The organism is Yoonia sp. 2307UL14-13 (assembly GCF_037572755.1).
GTDB lineage: Bacteria > Pseudomonadota > Alphaproteobacteria > Rhodobacterales > Rhodobacteraceae > Yoonia.
In genome coordinates this window covers 136,357-155,071 of sequence record NZ_JBBIFZ010000002.1, presented here as the reverse complement: position 1 = coordinate 155,071, position 18,715 = coordinate 136,357, and the positions used below count along the sequence as shown (strand labels likewise).

Annotated in this window: 17 protein-coding genes; 9 read left to right on the top strand and 8 right to left on the bottom strand. The window is 61.3% G+C overall.

From position 1 onward, the window contains the following. Positions 1 to 57: 57 nt before the first annotated feature. The 5 genes from V8J85_RS08190 to selD are packed head-to-tail and all read left to right on the top strand — an operon-like array spanning position 58 to position 6,784. Positions 58 to 714: an ABC transporter ATP-binding protein gene (locus tag V8J85_RS08190; RefSeq protein WP_339953234.1), complete on the top strand. Its 657-nt coding sequence runs from the start codon at positions 58 to 60 to the stop codon at positions 712 to 714. Continuing rightward, the gene (locus V8J85_RS08185; protein ID WP_339953233.1) at positions 711 to 3,095 is read left to right on the top strand and encodes an FtsX-like permease family protein; all 2,385 of its coding nucleotides are present in this window, start codon (positions 711 to 713) and stop codon (positions 3,093 to 3,095) included. The genes V8J85_RS08190 and V8J85_RS08185 overlap by 4 nt, the downstream gene beginning before the upstream one ends. Continuing rightward, complete coding sequence (locus tag V8J85_RS08180; RefSeq protein WP_339953232.1) at positions 3,085 to 4,119, top strand: lipocalin-like domain-containing protein; 1,035 nt, start codon at positions 3,085 to 3,087, stop codon at positions 4,117 to 4,119. The genes V8J85_RS08185 and V8J85_RS08180 overlap by 11 nt, the downstream gene beginning before the upstream one ends. Continuing rightward, on the top strand, positions 4,112 to 4,669 hold the full coding sequence (locus V8J85_RS08175; protein WP_339953231.1) for a pyridoxamine 5'-phosphate oxidase family protein: 558 nt from the start codon (positions 4,112 to 4,114) through the stop codon (positions 4,667 to 4,669). The genes V8J85_RS08180 and V8J85_RS08175 overlap by 8 nt, the downstream gene beginning before the upstream one ends. Before the next feature lie 24 nt (positions 4,670 to 4,693). Next, entirely contained in the window at positions 4,694 to 6,784 is a 2,091-nt protein-coding gene (selD, locus tag V8J85_RS08170; protein ID WP_339953230.1) for a selenide, water dikinase SelD, read from the top strand. 62 nt (positions 6,785 to 6,846) lie between these two features. On the opposite strand, the gene maiA is transcribed toward selD, so the two are convergent. Together maiA and mnmH are read right to left on the bottom strand one after the other, a co-directional pair. Next, positions 6,847 to 7,485, bottom strand: a complete 639-nt coding sequence (gene maiA / locus V8J85_RS08165; RefSeq protein WP_339953229.1) for a maleylacetoacetate isomerase — start codon at positions 7,483 to 7,485, stop codon at positions 6,847 to 6,849. Then, positions 7,482 to 8,525, bottom strand: a complete 1,044-nt coding sequence (gene mnmH, locus V8J85_RS08160) for a tRNA 2-selenouridine(34) synthase MnmH (protein WP_339953228.1) — start codon at positions 8,523 to 8,525, stop codon at positions 7,482 to 7,484. The genes maiA and mnmH overlap by 4 nt, the downstream gene beginning before the upstream one ends. Before the next feature lie 93 nt (positions 8,526 to 8,618). Here mnmH and V8J85_RS08155 point away from each other — a divergent pair, with 93 nt between their 5' ends. Then, on the top strand, positions 8,619 to 10,523 hold the full coding sequence (locus V8J85_RS08155) for a hypothetical protein (RefSeq protein WP_339953227.1): 1,905 nt from the start codon (positions 8,619 to 8,621) through the stop codon (positions 10,521 to 10,523). Between the two features lie 89 nt (positions 10,524 to 10,612). Here V8J85_RS08155 and V8J85_RS08150 read toward each other — a convergent pair whose 3' ends face one another. From V8J85_RS08150 to V8J85_RS08135, 4 genes are all read right to left on the bottom strand, one after another. Continuing rightward, positions 10,613 to 11,395, bottom strand: a complete 783-nt coding sequence (locus tag V8J85_RS08150) for a class I SAM-dependent methyltransferase (RefSeq protein ID WP_339953226.1) — start codon at positions 11,393 to 11,395, stop codon at positions 10,613 to 10,615. Between the two features lie 344 nt (positions 11,396 to 11,739). Beyond that, positions 11,740 to 12,531: a metallophosphoesterase family protein gene (locus V8J85_RS08145; protein ID WP_339953225.1), complete on the bottom strand. Its 792-nt coding sequence runs from the start codon at positions 12,529 to 12,531 to the stop codon at positions 11,740 to 11,742. 2 nt (positions 12,532 to 12,533) lie between these two features. After that, positions 12,534 to 14,126 (bottom strand): phosphoglycerate dehydrogenase, encoded by a 1,593-nt coding sequence (gene serA / locus V8J85_RS08140; RefSeq protein ID WP_339953224.1) that lies wholly within the window; start codon positions 14,124 to 14,126, stop codon positions 12,534 to 12,536. 101 nt (positions 14,127 to 14,227) lie between these two features. Next, positions 14,228 to 15,370, bottom strand: a complete 1,143-nt coding sequence (locus V8J85_RS08135) for a phosphoserine transaminase (protein ID WP_339953223.1) — start codon at positions 15,368 to 15,370, stop codon at positions 14,228 to 14,230. A 154-nt stretch (positions 15,371 to 15,524) separates the two neighbouring features. On the opposite strand from V8J85_RS08135, the gene serB reads away from it, so the two are divergent. After that, positions 15,525 to 16,400 (top strand): phosphoserine phosphatase SerB, encoded by an 876-nt coding sequence (serB, locus tag V8J85_RS08130; RefSeq protein ID WP_339953222.1) that lies wholly within the window; start codon positions 15,525 to 15,527, stop codon positions 16,398 to 16,400. A 121-nt stretch (positions 16,401 to 16,521) separates the two neighbouring features. Further along, on the top strand, positions 16,522 to 16,776 hold the full coding sequence (locus tag V8J85_RS08125) for a hypothetical protein (protein WP_339953221.1): 255 nt from the start codon (positions 16,522 to 16,524) through the stop codon (positions 16,774 to 16,776). Here V8J85_RS08125 and V8J85_RS08120 read toward each other — a convergent pair. Both V8J85_RS08120 and V8J85_RS08115 read right to left on the bottom strand, forming a co-directional pair. Beyond that, positions 16,773 to 17,174, bottom strand: a complete 402-nt coding sequence (locus tag V8J85_RS08120; RefSeq protein ID WP_339953220.1) for a DUF1801 domain-containing protein — start codon at positions 17,172 to 17,174, stop codon at positions 16,773 to 16,775. The genes V8J85_RS08125 and V8J85_RS08120 overlap by 4 nt on opposite strands. Beyond that, the gene (locus tag V8J85_RS08115) at positions 17,171 to 17,866 is read right to left on the bottom strand and encodes a glutathione S-transferase family protein (protein ID WP_339953219.1); all 696 of its coding nucleotides are present in this window, start codon (positions 17,864 to 17,866) and stop codon (positions 17,171 to 17,173) included. The genes V8J85_RS08120 and V8J85_RS08115 overlap by 4 nt, the downstream gene beginning before the upstream one ends. A 76-nt stretch (positions 17,867 to 17,942) precedes the next feature. On the opposite strand from V8J85_RS08115, the gene V8J85_RS08110 reads away from it, so the two are divergent. After that, complete coding sequence (locus tag V8J85_RS08110; protein WP_339953218.1) at positions 17,943 to 18,677, top strand: helix-turn-helix transcriptional regulator; 735 nt, start codon at positions 17,943 to 17,945, stop codon at positions 18,675 to 18,677. The last annotated feature ends 38 nt before the right edge of the window (positions 18,678 to 18,715 follow it).

Sequence of the window (18,715 nt, the reverse complement as noted above, 5' to 3'; positions counted from 1 at the left end):
GCACCCCGTTTCCTTCCTTCGCCGCCGTGATAGATCATCAGCAACGGACGAGGGATCATGTTGCTGAACGTCACGAATATCCACAAAACTTATCAGGCTGCCGATGGCCCGTTCGAGGTGCTGCGCGGGGTCGACCTGACGTTAGAGGCGGGCGAAACACTTGCGCTGACCGGCGAATCCGGCAGTGGGAAAAGCACGCTTCTGCATCTGATCGGCGGGCTCGACACGCCCGATCAAGGCATGATAATGGTGGATGGTCGGGACATTGCGGCGCTGGATGACGAGGGACGCGCGGAATTGCGGCGTGGGAAGGTCGGGGTCGTCTTTCAGCAATTCAACCTGATCCCCAGCCTCAAGGTTGCCGACAACATCGCCTTTCAGGCGCGGCTGGGCGGACGGCATGAAGCGGGCTGGACGGAAGTGTTGGCCGATCGGATGGGCCTGACGCCGCATCTGGCGAAATACCCCGAGCAGTTGTCTGGTGGCCAGCAGCAACGAGTCGCCATCGCGCGGACCCTGGCCCCGAAACCAGCGCTGGTGCTGGCGGACGAACCCACCGGCAATCTGGACGAGACGACAGCGGGTACCGTCATGGACCTCATGCTGGAACTCGTCACTGAGGCCGGCGCGGGCCTCTTGATGGTCACCCATTCCGAAACGCTCGCCGCCCGGATGTCGCGCGGCCTGCATTTGCGGGCAGGGCGGGTTGCATGACGGGGGTGACCCTTCAGGCGCTATTGTCGCATTGGTGGCGCAATCCGCTGCAGCTGTTCACGTTGCTGGCCGGGCTGGCGCTGGCCACGGCGCTGTGGTCCGGCGTGCAGGCCGTGAATGCCGAGGCGCGGGCCAGCTATGACGCGGCTGCCGCGACCCTGGGCGAAGGCCAGTTCGACCGGCTGCAGCGTCGTGATGGACAGCCGATGGATCAGCAAGCCTTTATCGACCTGCGCCGGGCGGGATGGCTTGTCAGTCCGGTTGTGCAGGGGCGGTTTAATGGGGTACGGATTATCGGGATTGATCTGCTCACCGCACCGGGCAGCATCGGCCCGGTTGATCTGACCGGCGATGTCGCAATCGATGCCTTTCTGACCGGTGAAGGGCAGTTGTTCGCAAACCCCGAAGCCGCCGCCCAGCTGCCTGATCTGAACGTCCGGATCAGCCCCGAAACCGCGCCGAATACCGCCGTGACGGATATCGGTGTGGCGCAAAGGCTACTGGGCAAAGAAGGGCAGATCGACAGCCTGATCATCGCCCCGAACCAGCCCATCGGACGGCCCGATCTTGCGGACATCGCCCCGCAACTGATCCGCCAGCAGGCCCAAGGCGGGTCGGATATCGGGCGGCTGACGGACAGCTTTCATCTGAACCTGACGGCCTTTGGCCTGCTTTCTTTCGCCGTCGGCATCTTCATCGTCAACGGTGCGATCGGCCTCGCCTTCGAACAACGCCGCCCCGTCGTGCGAACGCTGCGCGCGCTGGGTCTGCCGCTGCGACGGCTAATCCTCCTGATGGGCGCAGAACTGATGCTGTTCGCGCTGGTCGCCGGGGCGATTGGGGTCGCGCTCGGCTACGTCATCGCCGCGCTCCTCCTCCCCGATGTCGCCGCGACCCTGCGCGGGCTCTATGGCGCAGACGTCGCGGGTAACCTGCAATTACGGCCTGTCTGGTGGCTGTCGGGCCTCGCCATCGCGCTGGGCGGTACGGCCATCGCGGCCAGCGGCGCACTTTATGGCCTGTCGAAAATGCCTCTGCTCGCCGCCGCGCAGCCCCGTGCGTTGGCGATGGCGGCAGGACGGCGTGCGATGATCCAGGGTATCCTCGCCGCGATGTTGATCGCCTTGTCTATTGTCCTGATGTTCACCGCCGATGGCCTGATCGGCGGCTTCGCCTTGCTCGGATCGTTGCTGATCGGCGCAGCCCTCGCCTTACCCCTGATCCTTGACCGGGTCCTCGCGGGTGCAAGCCTGACGGCCAAATCCGTCAGCGCCCAGTGGTTTTGGGCCGACACGCGCCAGCAACTGCCGGGCCTGTCGCTCGCGCTGATGGCGCTTCTGCTGGCGATGGCCGCCAATATTGGTGTGTCGACCATGGTCTCGAGCTTCCGCCTGACCTTCATCGATTTCCTCGACCAGCGGCTCGCATCCGAGCTTTACGTCAGTACCGAAAACGCCAGCCAAACCGCCGATCTGCTGGCCTTTGCCGCCCCGCGCGTCGATGAAATCCTGCCGATCCAGAATGCCGACACCGAAGTCGCGGGTCAGCCCACGCAGGTTTTTGGCGCCGACGACAACCGCACCTATCGTGAAAACTGGACCTTCCTGCAAAGCACCGCCGATCCTTGGGACACGACCTTTGCGGGCGACAGTATCGTGATCAACGAACAACTCGCCCGCCGGAGCGCTTTGAGCATCAGCGACACCGTGACTCTACAGGACACCACATTCACCATCGCGGGCATCTACGGCGATTACGGGAACCCGATCGGGCAGGCGGTCATCAGCGAGGCGCAATTCCAGCGCCTATATCCCGACATCGCACCCACCCGCTTCGGCCTGCGGATGGACCCAGACGCTGTGGCCGATTTCGTAGCCGCGATGGAGGCCGAGGCCGGCATTCCCGCCAGCCAAACGATCAATCAAGCGGGGATCAAGGCGATCTCACTGCAAGTCTTCGAACGGACGTTCACCGTGACGACCGCGCTCAACATCCTGACGCTGGCGGTCGCCGGGTTCGCCATCCTCATGAGCCTCCTAACCCTCGCCACGATGCGCATCCCGCAACTCGCACCCGCATGGGCGGTGGGGATGACACGGCGAAAACTCGGTCAACTGGAGTTGTTGCGCGCTGTGCTGCTAGCCGTGCTGACAGCCATCGTCGCGCTACCGCTGGGTCTGGCACTGGCATGGGCGCTGCTTGCGGTCGTAAACGTGGCGGCGTTCGGATGGAAGCTGCCCATGTTCCTTTTCCCATTCGATTACGCGCGGCTGGGCCTCTTCGCGCTCTTCGCGGCGGCATTGGCGGCCGCGTGGCCCGCAATCCGACTGTCGCGTACGCCACCGGCCGATCTGCTCAAGGTGTTTTCCAATGAACGCTAAAGTCCTTTTGCTCTGCCTGCTGCCGTTCGAGGCGACGGCGCAAGGCTTCGCAGGTCTCGGCACCTCCGCCGAAGGCTTCGCCGTGCCCAAACCCAACCCCGCGTTCGACTTCCCCGCCGATCATGGCGCGCACCCGGAATACCGGATCGAATGGTGGTATCTGACCGCGAACCTCACCGCCGGAGACGGCACCCCCTACGGCTTGCAATGGACCCTTTTCCGCTCTGCCCTCGCACCCGAGGCAGGCGAGGGTTGGACCGCGCCGCAACTCTGGATGGGGCATGCCGCGGTCACGACGCCGGACGAACACTTTGTCACCGAACGGCTCGCCCGCGGGGGTATCGGGCAAGCGGGCGTCACCGCCGAGCCGTTCGAAGCCTGGATCGACGACTGGTCCCTGCAGGGCGACTGGCAAACCCTGCAGATGAACGCGACCGGTCCCGATTTCGGCTATGACATGACCTTGAGCGCCGAAGGACCGCTGGTCTTCCACGGCGATAACGGCTTCTCGGTCAAATCCGCGCAGGGGCAGGCATCTTATTACTATTCCCAACCGTTCTTCAGCATCACTGGTACGCTGCAACTGCCCGCAGGCGATGTGCAGGTCACCGGCAACGCCTGGCTCGACCGTGAATGGTCCTCGCAACCCTTGTCCGACGACCAGACCGGCTGGGACTGGTTCTCGCTCTCCTTCGACGACGGGAACAAGTTGATGGGCTTCCGGCTGCAGCAGACGGACGGGAACAACTACACATCCGCCACGTGGATCACGCCGGATGGCAAAACGACAGCCTTTCCGGACGGCGCGTTTCAGGCAACGCCGCTGGAAACCCACACCACCGCAGGCCGTGACATCCCGGTGCGCTGGCAGGTCCAACTGCCCGACAAGGATATCGACGTGACGGTCAGCGCCATCAACCCCGATGCGTTCATGACAACCACGGTGCCATACTGGGAGGGTCCGGTGACGGTCACCGGCAGCCACGACGGCATCGGCTATCTGGAGATGACGGGTTATGAGTGAGTGGTTCGAAACGCTCGACGGCATCCACACCCGGCTCTGGTCCACCCTCGGGCGCGGGGTGGCGGACGCGAAACACCCCGCGCGCATCCCGACACTCGCCACGGTCTCGCCTGACGGCTGGCCCGAGGCGCGCACGGTCGTTCTGCGCTCCGCCGACCGACCGACCACGCAACTAACGATCCATACCGATATCACCTCGGACAAGATCAAAAGCCTACGGGCAAACCCGCGGGCCGCCCTGCACATCTGGGACCGCAAGCAAGCCTTGCAGATCAGACTGCAGACAGAGGTCACTATCGAAACCGGCCCCTCGGCCCGCCCGCTCTGGGACAAAATTCCCGACCACGCCAAGCAAAGCTATGGCATCACACCGCCGCCCGGCACACCCATCCCCGACGCGCTCGACTACGTCAAAGACCCGGACCCCGCGACCTTTGCCATCCTCCACTGCCAGATCACCCATATTGACGCTGTGCATTTGGGCGAACAGCACCGTCGTGCCGCATTCTCACAAAGCGATGACTGGAAAGGGAGGTGGCTTTCGCCGTAGGAAAGCCACCGCTACAACCGGTTCATGAACAGTTTTCCTTTGACCCGTGACCTGGTCCTGATCGGCGGCGGCCACACCCACGCATTGGTGCTGCGCAGTTGGGGAATGAACCCGCTGCCCGGTGCCCGGCTGACCGTCATCAACCCCGGACCGACGGCCCCCTATTCCGGCATGCTGCCCGGATTTGTCGCCGGGCATTACACGCGGGATGAGTTGGACATTGACCTTATCAAACTCGCCCGTTTCGCCGGCGCGCGGCTGATCAACGGGGCGGCGGACGGGATCGACCGTGAGGCCCAAACCGTCCACGTTCCCGGTCATCCACCCATCGCCTACGACACGCTGGCGGTTGATGTCGGCATCACATCCGCAATGCCCGCACTGCCCGGTTTCGCGCAACACGGCATCCCGGCCAAACCGCTCGGCACGTTCGCATCGCGCTGGGATGCATTCCGGAACACCACGCAAGAGCCGCAAATCGCCATCATCGGTGGGGGTGTTGCAGGGGCGGAACTGGCCATGGCTATGGCCTACGCGCTGCGGGACAAAGCTCCAAAGGTGAGGCTGATCGAACAGGCCAAGGTGCTAACGGCGCTGGGCTACAAAGCGCGGCAACTGATGCTGGCAGCGCTCCGTGCAGCGGAAATCGACATCATCGAAGACGCTCAGGTGACCGAGATCTTCGCCGAAGGCATCATCCTGCATGATGGGCGCACGATCCGCAGCGATTTCACGACCGGCGCGGCAGGCGCTAAGCCGCATGACTGGATCGCAGGCACAGGGCTGGACCTGCATGAGGGCTTTGTCACCGTCGACCGCAACCTGCAATCAAGCGATCCGAACATTTTCGCCGTCGGCGATTGCGCGCATCTGCGCGACAACCCACGGTCTAAGGCCGGAGTTTATGCCGTGCGGGAGGCCCCCGTGCTTTATGATAACCTGCGCGCCGCGTTGTCGGGTGGCAGCCTGCGACCGTACAAACCGCAGAACGATTACCTCAAGCTGATCTCACTCGGCGAAAAATCCGCGCTGGCCGAGAAATTCGGGACCGCCCGACAAGGGCCGTGGCTGTGGAAGCTGAAGGACTACATCGACCGCAAATTCATGGACCAATTCGATGAATTGCCGGTGATGCGCGTGCCCAAGCCACCGCGCACGGCGGCCTTGGGCATGAAAGAGGCACTGGGCGACAAACCCATATGCGGCGGCTGCGGGGCCAAGGTCGGGCGTGGCGCGTTGCAGACGCTCACCACCTTCGGCGACGACGCGGCCGAGGTGCAGCGGGGGCAGTTCATCACCACCGATCACCTGCGCACCATGGTGTACGACCCTGTGATGATGACGCGCGTCGCGGCCATCCACGCGCTGGGTGACATCTGGGCCATGGGCGCGCAGCCGCAGGCGGCGACGGCACAGATCATCCTGCCGCGGATGTCGGCGGAGTTGCAGGCACGAACGCTCTCAGAGATTACGGAAGCGGCGACGAAAGCGATGGAAGAGGCGGGCGCCAAAATCGTCGGCGGGCATACATCGGTTGGCGAAGAACTGACCATCGGTTTCACGATCACCGGTCTGACGGACCAGCCCATCACCCTCACCGGCGCACGACCCGGCGACGCGCTCATACTGACCAAACCCATCGGCAGCGGGACAATCATGGCCGCCGAGATGGCCGGGCAGGCAAAGGGGTCGGACGTGATCGCCTGCCTTGATCTGATGACCCAAAGCCAGGCCCAAGCCGCCGCGATCCTGCGCACCGCCCACGCGATGACCGACGTCACCGGTTTCGGCCTCGCCGGGCATTTACGGAATATGTGCGAAGCGTCCGCGGTCGGAGCTTCGCTGAACGCCGATGCAATCCCGACGATGCAAGGGGCCGAGGGGCTGTCGGAACAGGGCATCCGATCCAGCCTTTTCGCTGACAACAAGACCGGAGCGGGACAGATCATGGGCAGTCCACATGTCCTCCTCTTCGACCCGCAAACCGCCGGCGGGTTACTCGCAGCGGTCGATGCTGACACGGCTTCGGGCATCCTCAACCAACTACAGGATGCAGGCTACAAAGCCGCGATCATCGGCACGATCACCGAAGATCAGATACTCCATGTCAGTTAGCCTGACGCAGTCCCGGATTTAATCCGGGACCTCTTTCCGATGGCCGAGGTAGAGGCCCCGGATCACCTCCGGGGCTGCGTATCGGATGGACGTTCAGCCGTAAAATCAACCTGCCGCTCCGGCAACGCCGCCGCGAACGCTGGCAACGCCCGACACAGCGCATCAATCGCTCTCAGCCGCGCAAACGCCGAAAGATCACACCCGAACCGCCGCGCATTCGCCATCTGCGGGACGAGACAGATATCGGCCACAGTCGGACAGTCCGCAAAGCAAAATCGCTGATCGCGCCCGACGCTTTTCTCCAAAGCCCCCAGTGTCTCTGACGTCCAATGCGCATACCAGTCAGAAACCAGATCCGATGGCAATCGCTTCCGCACGCGCTTGACTGTCAACGCATGCAACTCCGCACAAATCCCCACCGCAAAGGCCCGCGCCTGCGCCCGCCGCACCGCATCTTCCGGGAAAATCGTCGGCGTCGGACACACCTTCTCCAGATATTCAAGGATCGCCAGCGACTGGCTAATCGGCTGCCCATCCACCTCAAGCGTCGGCATTAGCTGCTGCGGGTTGAGCCGTTCATACTCCGGTCCAGCCAAATCCGGGATCGGCACATATTCATAGTCCAACCCTTTCAGGTTCAGCGCAATCCGCACCCGCTCTCCGGCTGAGTTCCGCGCCTGTGTATGCAAGCGCAACCTCATAGCAGCCCTACGACCGCATCCGCCGCCCGTGCCAGACCATCAGCATCCAGCCGGTCCACGGCCACCGTGCCCAACATCTCCCGCGTATCGATCCGCCGCGATTTCGCATAGGCCGGATCGTAATGTTCCGTCACCAATGCCGCCGCCAATGCACGCAAGTCTCCTGCGCGCGAAAGCGCAATCCACCGATCCACAACCGCGTGACCGCGCACACGGCGCAACGGTGCAAGCCGCTCTGCCAGCCCGTCCGCATCCGCAATCACATCGTGATATGCCTCGGCCAAATAGGTGGCGCGCGCATTCAGTGGCACCTCCATCACAATCCGCGGGGCGGCCAACATGGCCTGCCAAAGGGCGGGGGGCAGGGTGATCCGCCCGATCTTGCTGCTCTCGGCCTCCACTACCACAGGGCGTGCGGGATCCAGCGCCACCAAAGCCTGCGCCAGTCCCGTCTCAAACCCTTTCTGCGTCGGCTGGCCACCCGGCATCGCCCCCAGCAACGACCCGCGATGGCAGGCCAGACCCTCCAAATCCAACATCTGCATCCCACGCGCCTGCAACAGCGGCAGCAGGGCGGTCTTCGCAGTCCCCGTATTTCCATCCAGCAACACCAGCCGATAGGGCAGCGGATCGTCATACAGCATCCGGGCCACCAACCTGCGATAGGTCTGATAGCCACCTTTCACCGTCTCGGCCCGCCACCCGATCTCGGACAACAGCGTGCGAAACACGCCCGACCGCTGCCCACCCCGCCAGCAATAGACCAGAGGGCGCCATGACCCGTCCTTGCCCGCCAAAGGCCCATCCAGATGATCCGCCACATTGCGCACGACCATCCCGGCCCCGATCTTGCGGGCGCCAAACGGGCTCACCTGTTTGTACATCGTGCCCACCTCGGCCCGCTGGGCGTTGTCCAAGGCAGGCAGATTGATCGCCCCCGGCACGTGATCCTCGGCAAATTCGGCGGGGGAGCGCACGTCGATTACGGTGTCGAACCCATGCGTCAAAAGCGCGGCGAGACTATCGAATTTGAGCGGCATTCCGTGGCATCTAAGCTACTCTGCCGCCATGCAAAAGGGGCAAACGGCATTCGCGGATTGCCGGATCATCCGCCCACCCCTAGCCTTGCCCTCATGATTTACGACGACCTGCATCTGATCACCGATTGGGCGCAAGTGGTGCAGCTGCGCGAAGATGATCTGCTCACCCCGGCCGAGCTGACCCTGATCGAACAGGTCGCGCAAGGCGAGGTCGCCCGCATCGGGCCGACGGTTCCCACGCTCAAAGCGCCGCAGGTCCTGATCCGGGCGGCCTTGCTGCGCTATCTGATCCTTGGCGGCTGCAAAGACTTCGCGACCCAACCCATGGGTGTCACCGTGACCGGCGCTTGGATAGCAGGCAAACTCGACCTCAGCTTCACGCAGGCGCGGGGGCCGATCGACCTATTCAACTGCCACATCGCCGAACAGCCCCAGATGCTGCAACTTCAGGCCGATGGGCTGGCGCTGGCGGGCAGTACGCTGCCGCAAGGGCTGAACGCCGCACGTCTCCAGATCAGTGGGAATGTCGCGCTGAACGGGGCGCGGATCGACGGCAAAACCTCGCTATCGGGGGGCGAGATCAAGGGGCATCTCGCCTGCAATCGCGCCGTGTTCCACAACCCCGGCAAATCGGCCTTCAAGGCGCAGGGCATCCGCATCGCCAGCAGCGTGCATTTCGAGGAAACCCGGGCCGAGGGTCTCGTCAGCCTGCTTGGCGCACGTATCGGCGGGCAGGTCGTCTGCATCGGGGCCGATCTGCGCAACGAAAACGGCATCGCACTGAACGCGCAAAGCACGCAGGTGCAGGGCGACGCCTTCTTGCGGGAAAGTGTATTCGAGGGCGAGGTCAGCTTTCTGGGGGCCGAAATCGGTGGCGTGCTGGATTGCGCCCACGCGACGCTTCACAATCAGGGTGGCCACGCGCTGAACGCGCAACGGCTGGTCGTGAAAGAGGGGTTCATCTGGCGGCGGATCACGGATGTGGCGGGCGCGGTCGATCTGACCTCGGCCCATGTGGGCGACCTTTGGGACGACGCGCAAAGCTGGGCCAAGGTCGATCGGCTGTTCCTGTCCGGCTTCCGCTACGATGTGCTGCACGGCGGGATCAACGTGCCCGAACGGCTGACCTGGCTGCAAAAGGGGGCGGTGTCGCGGCGGGAATTCTATCCGCAACCCTATGAACAACTGGCGGCGCTCTTGCGCGAAACGGGGCACCGGTCCGACGCTCGCGCGATCATGGTCGCGAAGGAAAAGGAACAGCGCAAAGCCTCGCGCGTGCGCTGGCAGCGCGAAATGGACTGGCGGGATGATCTGGTCAAGGCAAGCCTGATGGAGGGCGAGGCGCGGGACACCCGGCTGTCGCGGTTAGGGAAACGCCGGCCCGATGACAAGAACCTGCGGCGCCTGCAGATGCTGCTCGACCCCGGCGCGGTCGGGGCGCTGACCCATGGCTACGGCCTGAAACAGTTCCGCGACGAACAGCGCTGGCACAACATCCGGGCGCGTCTGCGGAATGCAGGCAGTCTGGCCGCCGACAAGGTGTTCGGGCTCGTCGTCGGCTACGGGCACAAGCCCGAGCGCAGCTTTTACATGCTCATGGCGCTGGTGCTGATCGGCTGGCTCTTGGCCGATCAGGCATGGAAACGGGGGGATTTTGCCCCCACCGCCGCCCCCATCCTGATCTCCGAAGGCTGGCAGGTACTCGCCCGCGACGACAATGTGGCCAACCCCGCGCAGGTCTGGTCCGACAAATACATCGCAGGCACCGACGCCTACACCGAAGGACGCGACTACGAAACATTCAACGCCGTCGCTTACGCGGTTGATCTGGTGGTGCCGCTGGTGGCACTGGGGCAAGAGGCCGCCTGGGCCCCATCAACGACGCGGGGCCCATGGGGGCAATGGCTCTGGTGGACACGGTGGTGGCTGATCACGCTCGGCTGGGTAGTGACAGCGATCGGAGCCGCAGCGGTGACCGGGGTTATTCGACGGGAGTGATGCGGTTTGGGTGAGCGATCATGAGGGTCGGGTTTGAGGCCAAGGTGACATCTGCTTGTAGGCGCACAGGGACCACTTAGCGAATTGTTTCATATTTGTTGTTGGACGGTGGCCGCGGTCAGCTTGGTGAAACTTTGAAATTCCAAATCGCCATTCGTGTTCGCAAAGGGAGACAGAAGCTCTCGAAGTTCTCTATCAAAGCTCTCGAGATCACTACCCAGCTTTGAAATCGTAAAAGTATCGCGAGAGTGTTGGCATGAAATGAAGTCCTCGATGCTCTGATGCATTGGCTCGGAAACGATCTCATGCGTTTCCTTTACCTCGACATAATCGAGATACCGTTCCCAGAACGAAGGATCTTTGTTCGGATGAAATGGCTTTCCAGTAAGCTTTGGCACCCACTTTTCATGGAAGGTTTGCCAATCGCTTTCCCACGGTGGTTTATGCGCGCCATCACCTTCTATGACTGCAAAGAGATGATGCGTTTTCAGATGCTCAGACAGTTTGGGAAAGAGAACATCATGGTTCATCCAATGGATGCTAAGGGCGGCGACGACAGTGTCGTACCGACCTGTCAACGGCGCTGTTTCCGCATAGCTTTCGACCCATTCAAGGTTCGTCGCCGCTCCAAATTCAAGGGACTTTCCAAGTGCGAGCATGTGTGCTGATGGGTCAACTGCCGTCACAGAGCTGAAATGTTGTGACATCGGCCTTGCGATTTTGCCGTGTCCGCACCCCAGATCCAGAATACGGCCTCTGCTAGGGGAATGACTGACAATCAGATCGTATATTTTTTGGGGGTATGGGGGTCGATAGAGATAGAGATCGACGACCTCTTCAGATTGAAAAGAAGTTCCGATCTTTTGTTTCATTCAATTTCCCAATCAACAGGATCCGCAAGTTGTCATAGTGTTTTCGCTGTATTGGCTCAATGGCAGCTTCTTCCCGCAAAGCCGAAATCAAACCGATATAACTCTTTGGCAGACAACTCCCATAAGCTGATTAGAAATTGCTGCCTGTTCACCCTCTTTTAACCGTCCTGACGCATGCTCTCAAACGTTAACGCGACGATGACCGTGCGCACTGTGGGGTCCTATGGAGGTCCGATGGAATTCATATCTTTTTCCGATAGATGGTTTTGAGGATTAGATAAATTATATCAATAGCTTAAGCTGATCATGGCATAAACGAGAAGATTTTGACTCTACATTTCCCGCTAGGGTTGTAACGCCACGCGCCCGGCATTGGTCAAAAGCCAGCAATCACGCCCTTCGAACACAGCCGGGATCAGCGGGTTCCCATAACCCGCGCCGCCATCCAGATCGACGCGGTTGCCGAAGTGCTGCGGGTGATCGAGCGCTGTGTGACCATGCACGATCAGCCACCCGAAATCATGATCGCTGTCGAGAAAACCATCGCGAATCCAGATCAGATCATCCTCCACCTGATCTTCAAGCGGCACGCCCGGGCACAGCCCTGCATGGACGAAGAGCAGATCATCGGTCCGGTGCCAGAAGGGCAGGGCGTCAAGGAAATCAAGGTGTTCGGTCGGCACTTCCCTGCGCGCGATATCTAACAACTTTTCGGGACTGATCCACCCAAGATCGCTTTCGAAATGGGCCAACCGTTCAGGCTCGCCAACAGAATGCGGATCAAAATGCATCACGCCATTGATTTCGTATGAGGCCAAAGTGGCCTCACCGCCAAGTCGTCGATTGACCCACGAGATCCCCGACTTCACCCGCGCATCGTGTTCAATCCCGTGCCGCACGAAATTAGTGAACATCCGGTCATGATTACCTTTCAGGCAAGTCCAGTCGCGCCCCGCGGCAACCCCGTCCATCAGCGTTTGCACGACCCCCCGACTATCCGGCCCACGATCCGTGTAGTCGCCCAGAAACACCACCTGCGCCTCTGGACCGCCATCTTTCTCGATCAATGATAACGCCCGATCCAGCATCGCCTTCTGGCCATGCACATCGCCAATCGCATAGAACGGGCGCGTCATTCTCACACCGCGAACGTCAGGGGTTTGACCTGTTGGAACAGCCCCGTCGCCTCAAGCGCCGCAATCGCGGGCGCAGGCACCACCTCGTCCACATAGAGAAGCGCAATCGCCTCGCCCTTGGCCTCGGACCGACCCAGCGTAAAGTTCGCGATGTTCACATTATGCGACCCCATCGTCATCCCCAGCGCACCAATGATCCCCGGCACGTCCTCGTTGGTGGTATACAGCATGTGCGCCCCGATCTCGGCGTCGATATTGATGCCCTTGATCTGGATAAACCGCGGCTTGCCATCGCTGAAGACAGTGCCGGCAATCGACCGTTCCCGCTTTTCGGTCACGACTGTCACCTTCACATAACCCTCGAACGCACCCGATTGGTCCTGCTTGGTCGTGGACACTTTGATGCCGCGTTCCTTCGCGATCACCGGGGCGCTGACCATGTTCGTATCCGGGTTCGCCTTCATCATGATCCCGGCAATCGTCGCGGCGGTCAGGGCCTTGAGGTTCATCTCGGACGCTTCACCGTCGAACAGGATATTGATCGCCTTGATCGGTTCATCCGTCATCTGGCCGATGAAGTTGCCAAGGTGCCCCGTCAGCTTGATCCAGGGACCCATGACCTTGGCTTCTTCGGCAGTGACAGATGGCATGTTCAGCGCGTTCTGCACCGCACCCGTCAGCAGATAATCGGACATCTGCTCAGCCACTTGCAGCGCGACGTTTTCCTGCGCCTCTGTGGTCGCTGCCCCAAGGTGCGGGGTCACGACGACATTGGGCAGATTGAACAGCGGGCTTTTCGTGGCGGGCTCCACGGCAAAGACGTCAAAGGCGGCCCCGGCGACATGACCGTTTTTCAACGCCTCAGCCAACGCCTCTTCATCCACCAGACCGCCCCGGGCGCAGTTCACGATCCGCGCGCCTTTCTTCAGCTTGGCGATGTTTTCCTGTGACAGGATATTCTTGGTTTGCTCGGTCAGCGGCACATGCATCGTGAGGAAATCAGCCCGGGCGAGAAGTTCTTCCAACTCCAGTTTCTCCACCCCGATATCCACCGCCCGGTCCTCGGAAAGGAATGGATCATATGCCACCACCTTCATCTTCAGCCCCTGCGCACGGTCGATCACGATCGACCCGATATTCCCCGCGCCGATCACGCCCAGCGTCTTGCCGGTCAGTTCCACACCCATAAAGCGCGACTTTTCCCACTTCCCCGCATGGGTCGATGCATTCGCCTCGGGGATCTGCCGCGCGACGGCCATCATCATCGAAATCGCATGCTCGGCCGTCGTGATCGAATTGCCGAAAGGCGTGTTCATCACGATGATCCCCTTCTTGGACGCGGCGGGGATATCGACGTTATCCACCCCGATCCCGGCCCGCCCGATGACCTTCAGGTTATCGGCAGCCGCGATGATTTTCTCGGTCGCCTTGGTGGCCGAGCGGATGGCAAGGCCGTCATACTGGCCAATGACTTCAAGCAGTTTGTCCTTGTCCTTGCCGAGGTCCGGTTGGAAATCGACGTCAATCCCGCGATCCTTGAAGATCTGCACGGCGGCGGGGGAGAGTTTGTCAGAGATGAGTACTTTGGGGGCCATGAGGGCGCTCCTTTGGATGTTTTGCAACGCAGTCCCGGACTTGATCCGGGACCTCTTGGTCAATTCTGTTGGAGGCCCCGGATCTTGTCCGGGGCAGCGGATCACTGGGTGGCAATCTCGGTTTCGAACGCCCATTCCAGCCAAGGCAGCATCGCTTCGATGTCAGACGTCTCGACCGTCGCGCCACACCATATGCGCAGACCCGCCGGAGCATCGCGATAAGCGCCGATATCCAGCGCGATATTTTCGCCCTCCAGCCGCTTGGCGACCGCTTTCGCAAAGGCCGCACCGTCCTTGATCCGGTCATCGGTGAATTTCAGGCAGACGGAGGTATTCGACCGCGTCGCCTTGTCCACCGCCAGATTGTCGATCCAGTCATGCGACGCACAGAAATTCCAAATCGCGCGCGCATTCGCATCGGCGCGATGGATGAGCGCATCCAACCCGCCAATCGACCGGCCCCACTTCAGAGCGACCAGATAATCCTCAACCGCCAGCATTGACGGCGTGTTGATCGTGGCGCCTTGGAAAATGCCTTCGATCAGCTTGCCACCCTTGGTCAGGCGGAAAATCTTGGGGAGCGGCCATGGCGGAGTATAGCTTTCCAGCCGTTCCACCGCGCGGGGCGACAGGATCAGCATGCCATGCGCTGCCTCGCCACCCATCACCTTCTGCCAGGAAAAGGTCGTCACATCCAGCTTGTCCCACGGAAGGTCCTGCGCAAAAGCGGCGGAAGTCGCATCGCAGAGCGTCAGCCCAGCCCGGTCGGCGGGAATGACATCGCCAGAGGGCACACGCACGCCAGAGGTCGTCCCGTTCCACGTAAAGCAGACATCATTGTCATAGTTCAGCGCGGCCATATCGACGATCTCGCCATAGCCCGCCTGATGAACAGTCGCGTCGATCTTCAACTGCTTGACGACATCGGTCACCCAACCCGCGCCGAAGCTCTCCCACGCGACCATCTCCGCAGGCCGCTCACCCAGAAGCGACCACATCGCCATTTCATAAGCGCCTGTGTCAGAGGCTGGCACGATCCCGATCTTGTAGTCAGCAGGGACACGCAGGACCTCGCGCGTCAGCTCAATCGCTTCGGCCAGCTTGGCCTTGCCGACAGCAGCCCGATGCGACCGCCCGAGGGCGGCGTCGCTTAATGCATCCAGTTTCCAAACGGGGGGTTTGGCGCAGGGGCCAGACGAAAAACGCGAATTAGCCGGCCGCGTAGCCGGTTTGGTCAATGCCATTGATGTGTATCCTCACAGATATGCGCCCTTCGTTGGGGAAGGGTGTCCCATTGGCGGAGATAGCGGCGGCTTTCGTCTTTCACAACAGACAAAATCGCACTAGACCGCCGCGTAAGATGCTTTTTGCGACATCGCGGACGCCGATAGGAAACCCATGTTCATCGTCACACTCCTGACTTCGCCCGAAATACGCACGCTGGATGCGGCACTTGTGGATGTGCTGCGCAATGCTTGGGGCGGGGGCGATGCGACATGGCTCGCCGTGGATGAGGCGGCGGAATTTGTGGTGCCTGCGAAACCGGGCAATCAATGGGATGTCTGGGCGGATTTGCAGACAGCGCAGGTGGATTTGATCGTTCAGCCATCAAAGAACCGCCGCAAGAAGATGCTGCTGGCCGATATGGATAGCACGATGATCCGGCAGGAATGCATCGATGAACTGGCGGCAGAGGCCGGTGTCGGCGAGCGTGTCGCGGACATCACCGCGCGGGCGATGAACGGCGAACTGGATTTCGAGGAAGCGCTGAAAGAACGTGTCTGCCTGCTGAAAGGACTCGACGAGAGCATCATCGAACACGTCCTCGACACCCGCATTACATACATGCCGGGTGGATACGAATTGGTTGCGACGATGCAGGCGAACGGGGCTTATGCGGCTTTGGTCTCTGGCGGGTTCACGGCGTTTACCTCGCGCGTGGCCGCCGCACTTGGTTTCGATGAAAACCGGGCGAATACGCTGCTGGTGGAGAACGGCAAACTGACAGGCGCGCCGGGTCTGCCGATCCTGGGAAAGCAGGCCAAGGTGGATGCGCTGGAAGAGATTACCGCGCGGTTGGGGTTGACCGGTGTGGATGTGCTGGCTGTCGGGGACGGTGCCAACGACCTTGGTATGCTGACCCGTGCAGGCATGGGTGTCGCGCTGCATGCAAAGCCTGCGGTTCAGGAAAAATGCGAGATCAGGGTGAACCACGGTGACCTGACCGCACTTTTGTTCTTGCAGGGCTACAGCCGCGAAGACTTTGTGACCTGAGCGCTGCGGCCCAGTCAATTTCATCAACAATTTCCGATGTCGCGGCACATTGTCTGCGTTTTATGCTGCAACTGCGAAAAACGCACCATTTCCGCACCACCCGTGTCATGGAATCGCCCCAATGCGGGGGAAAATCGCCGGTGTAACGACCGGAGATCGGAAAATGAACGCTCATGCCAACATCGCCGCCCACGATGCCCAGACGCAGACCCGCATGGTCGCGCGCCATATCGTGCAACGGCAAAGCACGGGCACCTGGGTCGATCTTGTCGGTGCCTGCGATGATTGTAGCACCGTACCCGCCGATGCCGCCGCCGCCGGCCGCCGTCGGAATCTGGTGATCGAGGATGATCGTCTGGTGATGAAAGACGTCTAATTCAGGTGATAGGTCAGCCCGTGAAAGATCAGCAGGCGCAGCCTGTCGGGTTCGATGTCTGACGGGTCTTTGAAAATCACCGCCCGGTTCCCCTCGATCCGCTCGCAATCGTGGAAGGTCGCCGCGTAGGTGCCGATGATATCGGTCGCGCAATGGGCAAAGATCGCGCAGCCGCCGCCTTTGGCCTCAGCGATCCTCAACGTCGAACCGGATTTGGTCTCAGGTGTCAGGTAAGACGGCTGCCCCCAGCGCAAAGCCTCTTCGATACGACCCGCCTGCGGTGTGTCGTCGGCCACCTCAAAGATCAGATCGCGCAAGGTCAGCGCCATATCGCGGATATCGGGTGGAAAGCCGTCAAAGACGGCCTTTACTTGCGGATTATCGAAAGGGCGGGTCATGGGGCCATCCTGTCAGCAACACGTTTGGCATAGTCGGCCAGTTTGGGATCGTTGGCCACCCTTTCGCTCAGACCGGTCGGTAGGGGGCTGGCGATGATCGCGCCCAGCATCGCGGCAACACTGTAATCAGGCAGCCGCGGTTCGTCGCCCAACAGGAAAGGGTCGTCGCCGAGGACATGGTGAATGGCCTGCAGGTCGGGTTCGATCCGCCTCAGCCGTTCTTCGGGGGTGAAACGGCCAAGCCCCTGCGCGTGCATCCCTTTCAGGGTGGACTTGCGTATCGCGCCCGTGATCGGACGGCGCAGCAGAGCGGGGATGGCGGCAAAATATTCCTCGCGGATGATCGGCCAGATCTTTTCGTTCCCCCAGCGGTCGAGCAGAATGTGGAAATATATGTGCTCTTCGGCCATGCGGATCAGGGCGTGACCCATGGCACGGGCCGCCGGGTCCGCACGACCCCAAAAATCGGCACCTTTACTTTCCAGATGCGCCTGGATGCTGTGGCTGTCGCCGATGATCTGGCCGTTATCCTTGATCGCCGGCAGCTTTGCTTTCGGGTATTTGCGTGGGTCGTTGCAGTCGTCCCGCTTCCATTCCACATCCGCCGCCTGCAACAGCCACATGGCCTTGACACAGAATGGGCTGAAGCTGAGTTGGCCGAACCCGGCCTGATAGGTGATGAGGGTGATCATTGGCATCTCCGTTTGTCTGGTCGATGAGATGCCAGAGCCTGCTGACAATTTCCGGCAGGAGCATTAGAGTGGCCACATGTCCCGCACCGCCCGCCTGTTTCAACTGATGCAAGCCCTGCGCCGCAATCCGCCGCCGGTGACGGCGGAATTGTTGGCAACCGAAACAGGCGTATCCTTACGGACACTTTACCGCGATATCGACGCTCTGCGGGGCTTGGGAGCGATCATCGACGGCACGGCAGGCTACGGTTACGCGCTGGTCGAGGATGCCTCGGTCCCGCCGATGATGTTCGACGATGAAGAGATTGAGGCGATCGTGCTGGGTCTGCGCGAGGTGCAGGCGGTGGCTGACCCGCATCTGGCGGCCTCGGCCAAGAATGCGCTGGCGAAACTGCAAGCGCGGCTACCAAACGCCCAAGCGCACAGGCTGCAATATGCCGTCCTTGCCGCCGATCGGATTGTCCGCCCGCCGCAGCCGACCGTCGATGTCCGCGCCCTGCGCAAGGCAACCTGGGATGAGCGGACGATTGAGATCGACTATATCGATGCCGAAGGCGCTGCGACGACCCGGCAGGTCGATCCGCTGAGCATCGTTTATCTGAAAGAAACCCATTCGCTGATCGCGTGGTGCCATCTGCGACAGGCTTACCGAAATTTCCGGCTCGACCGGATGCAGAACCTGCACGTCACCGAACACTCTTTCCGTCCGCGCCGGATCCCGATGCTGCGCGAGGCGATCGAGGTTCTGTCGAATTGCTGGCCCGAACCATCGGTGATGATCGCAAAAAATCGCGAGACCGCCGAACTGTGATTGGGCTCTGCCGCTGATTGCGTTATCTTAGGGGCAAA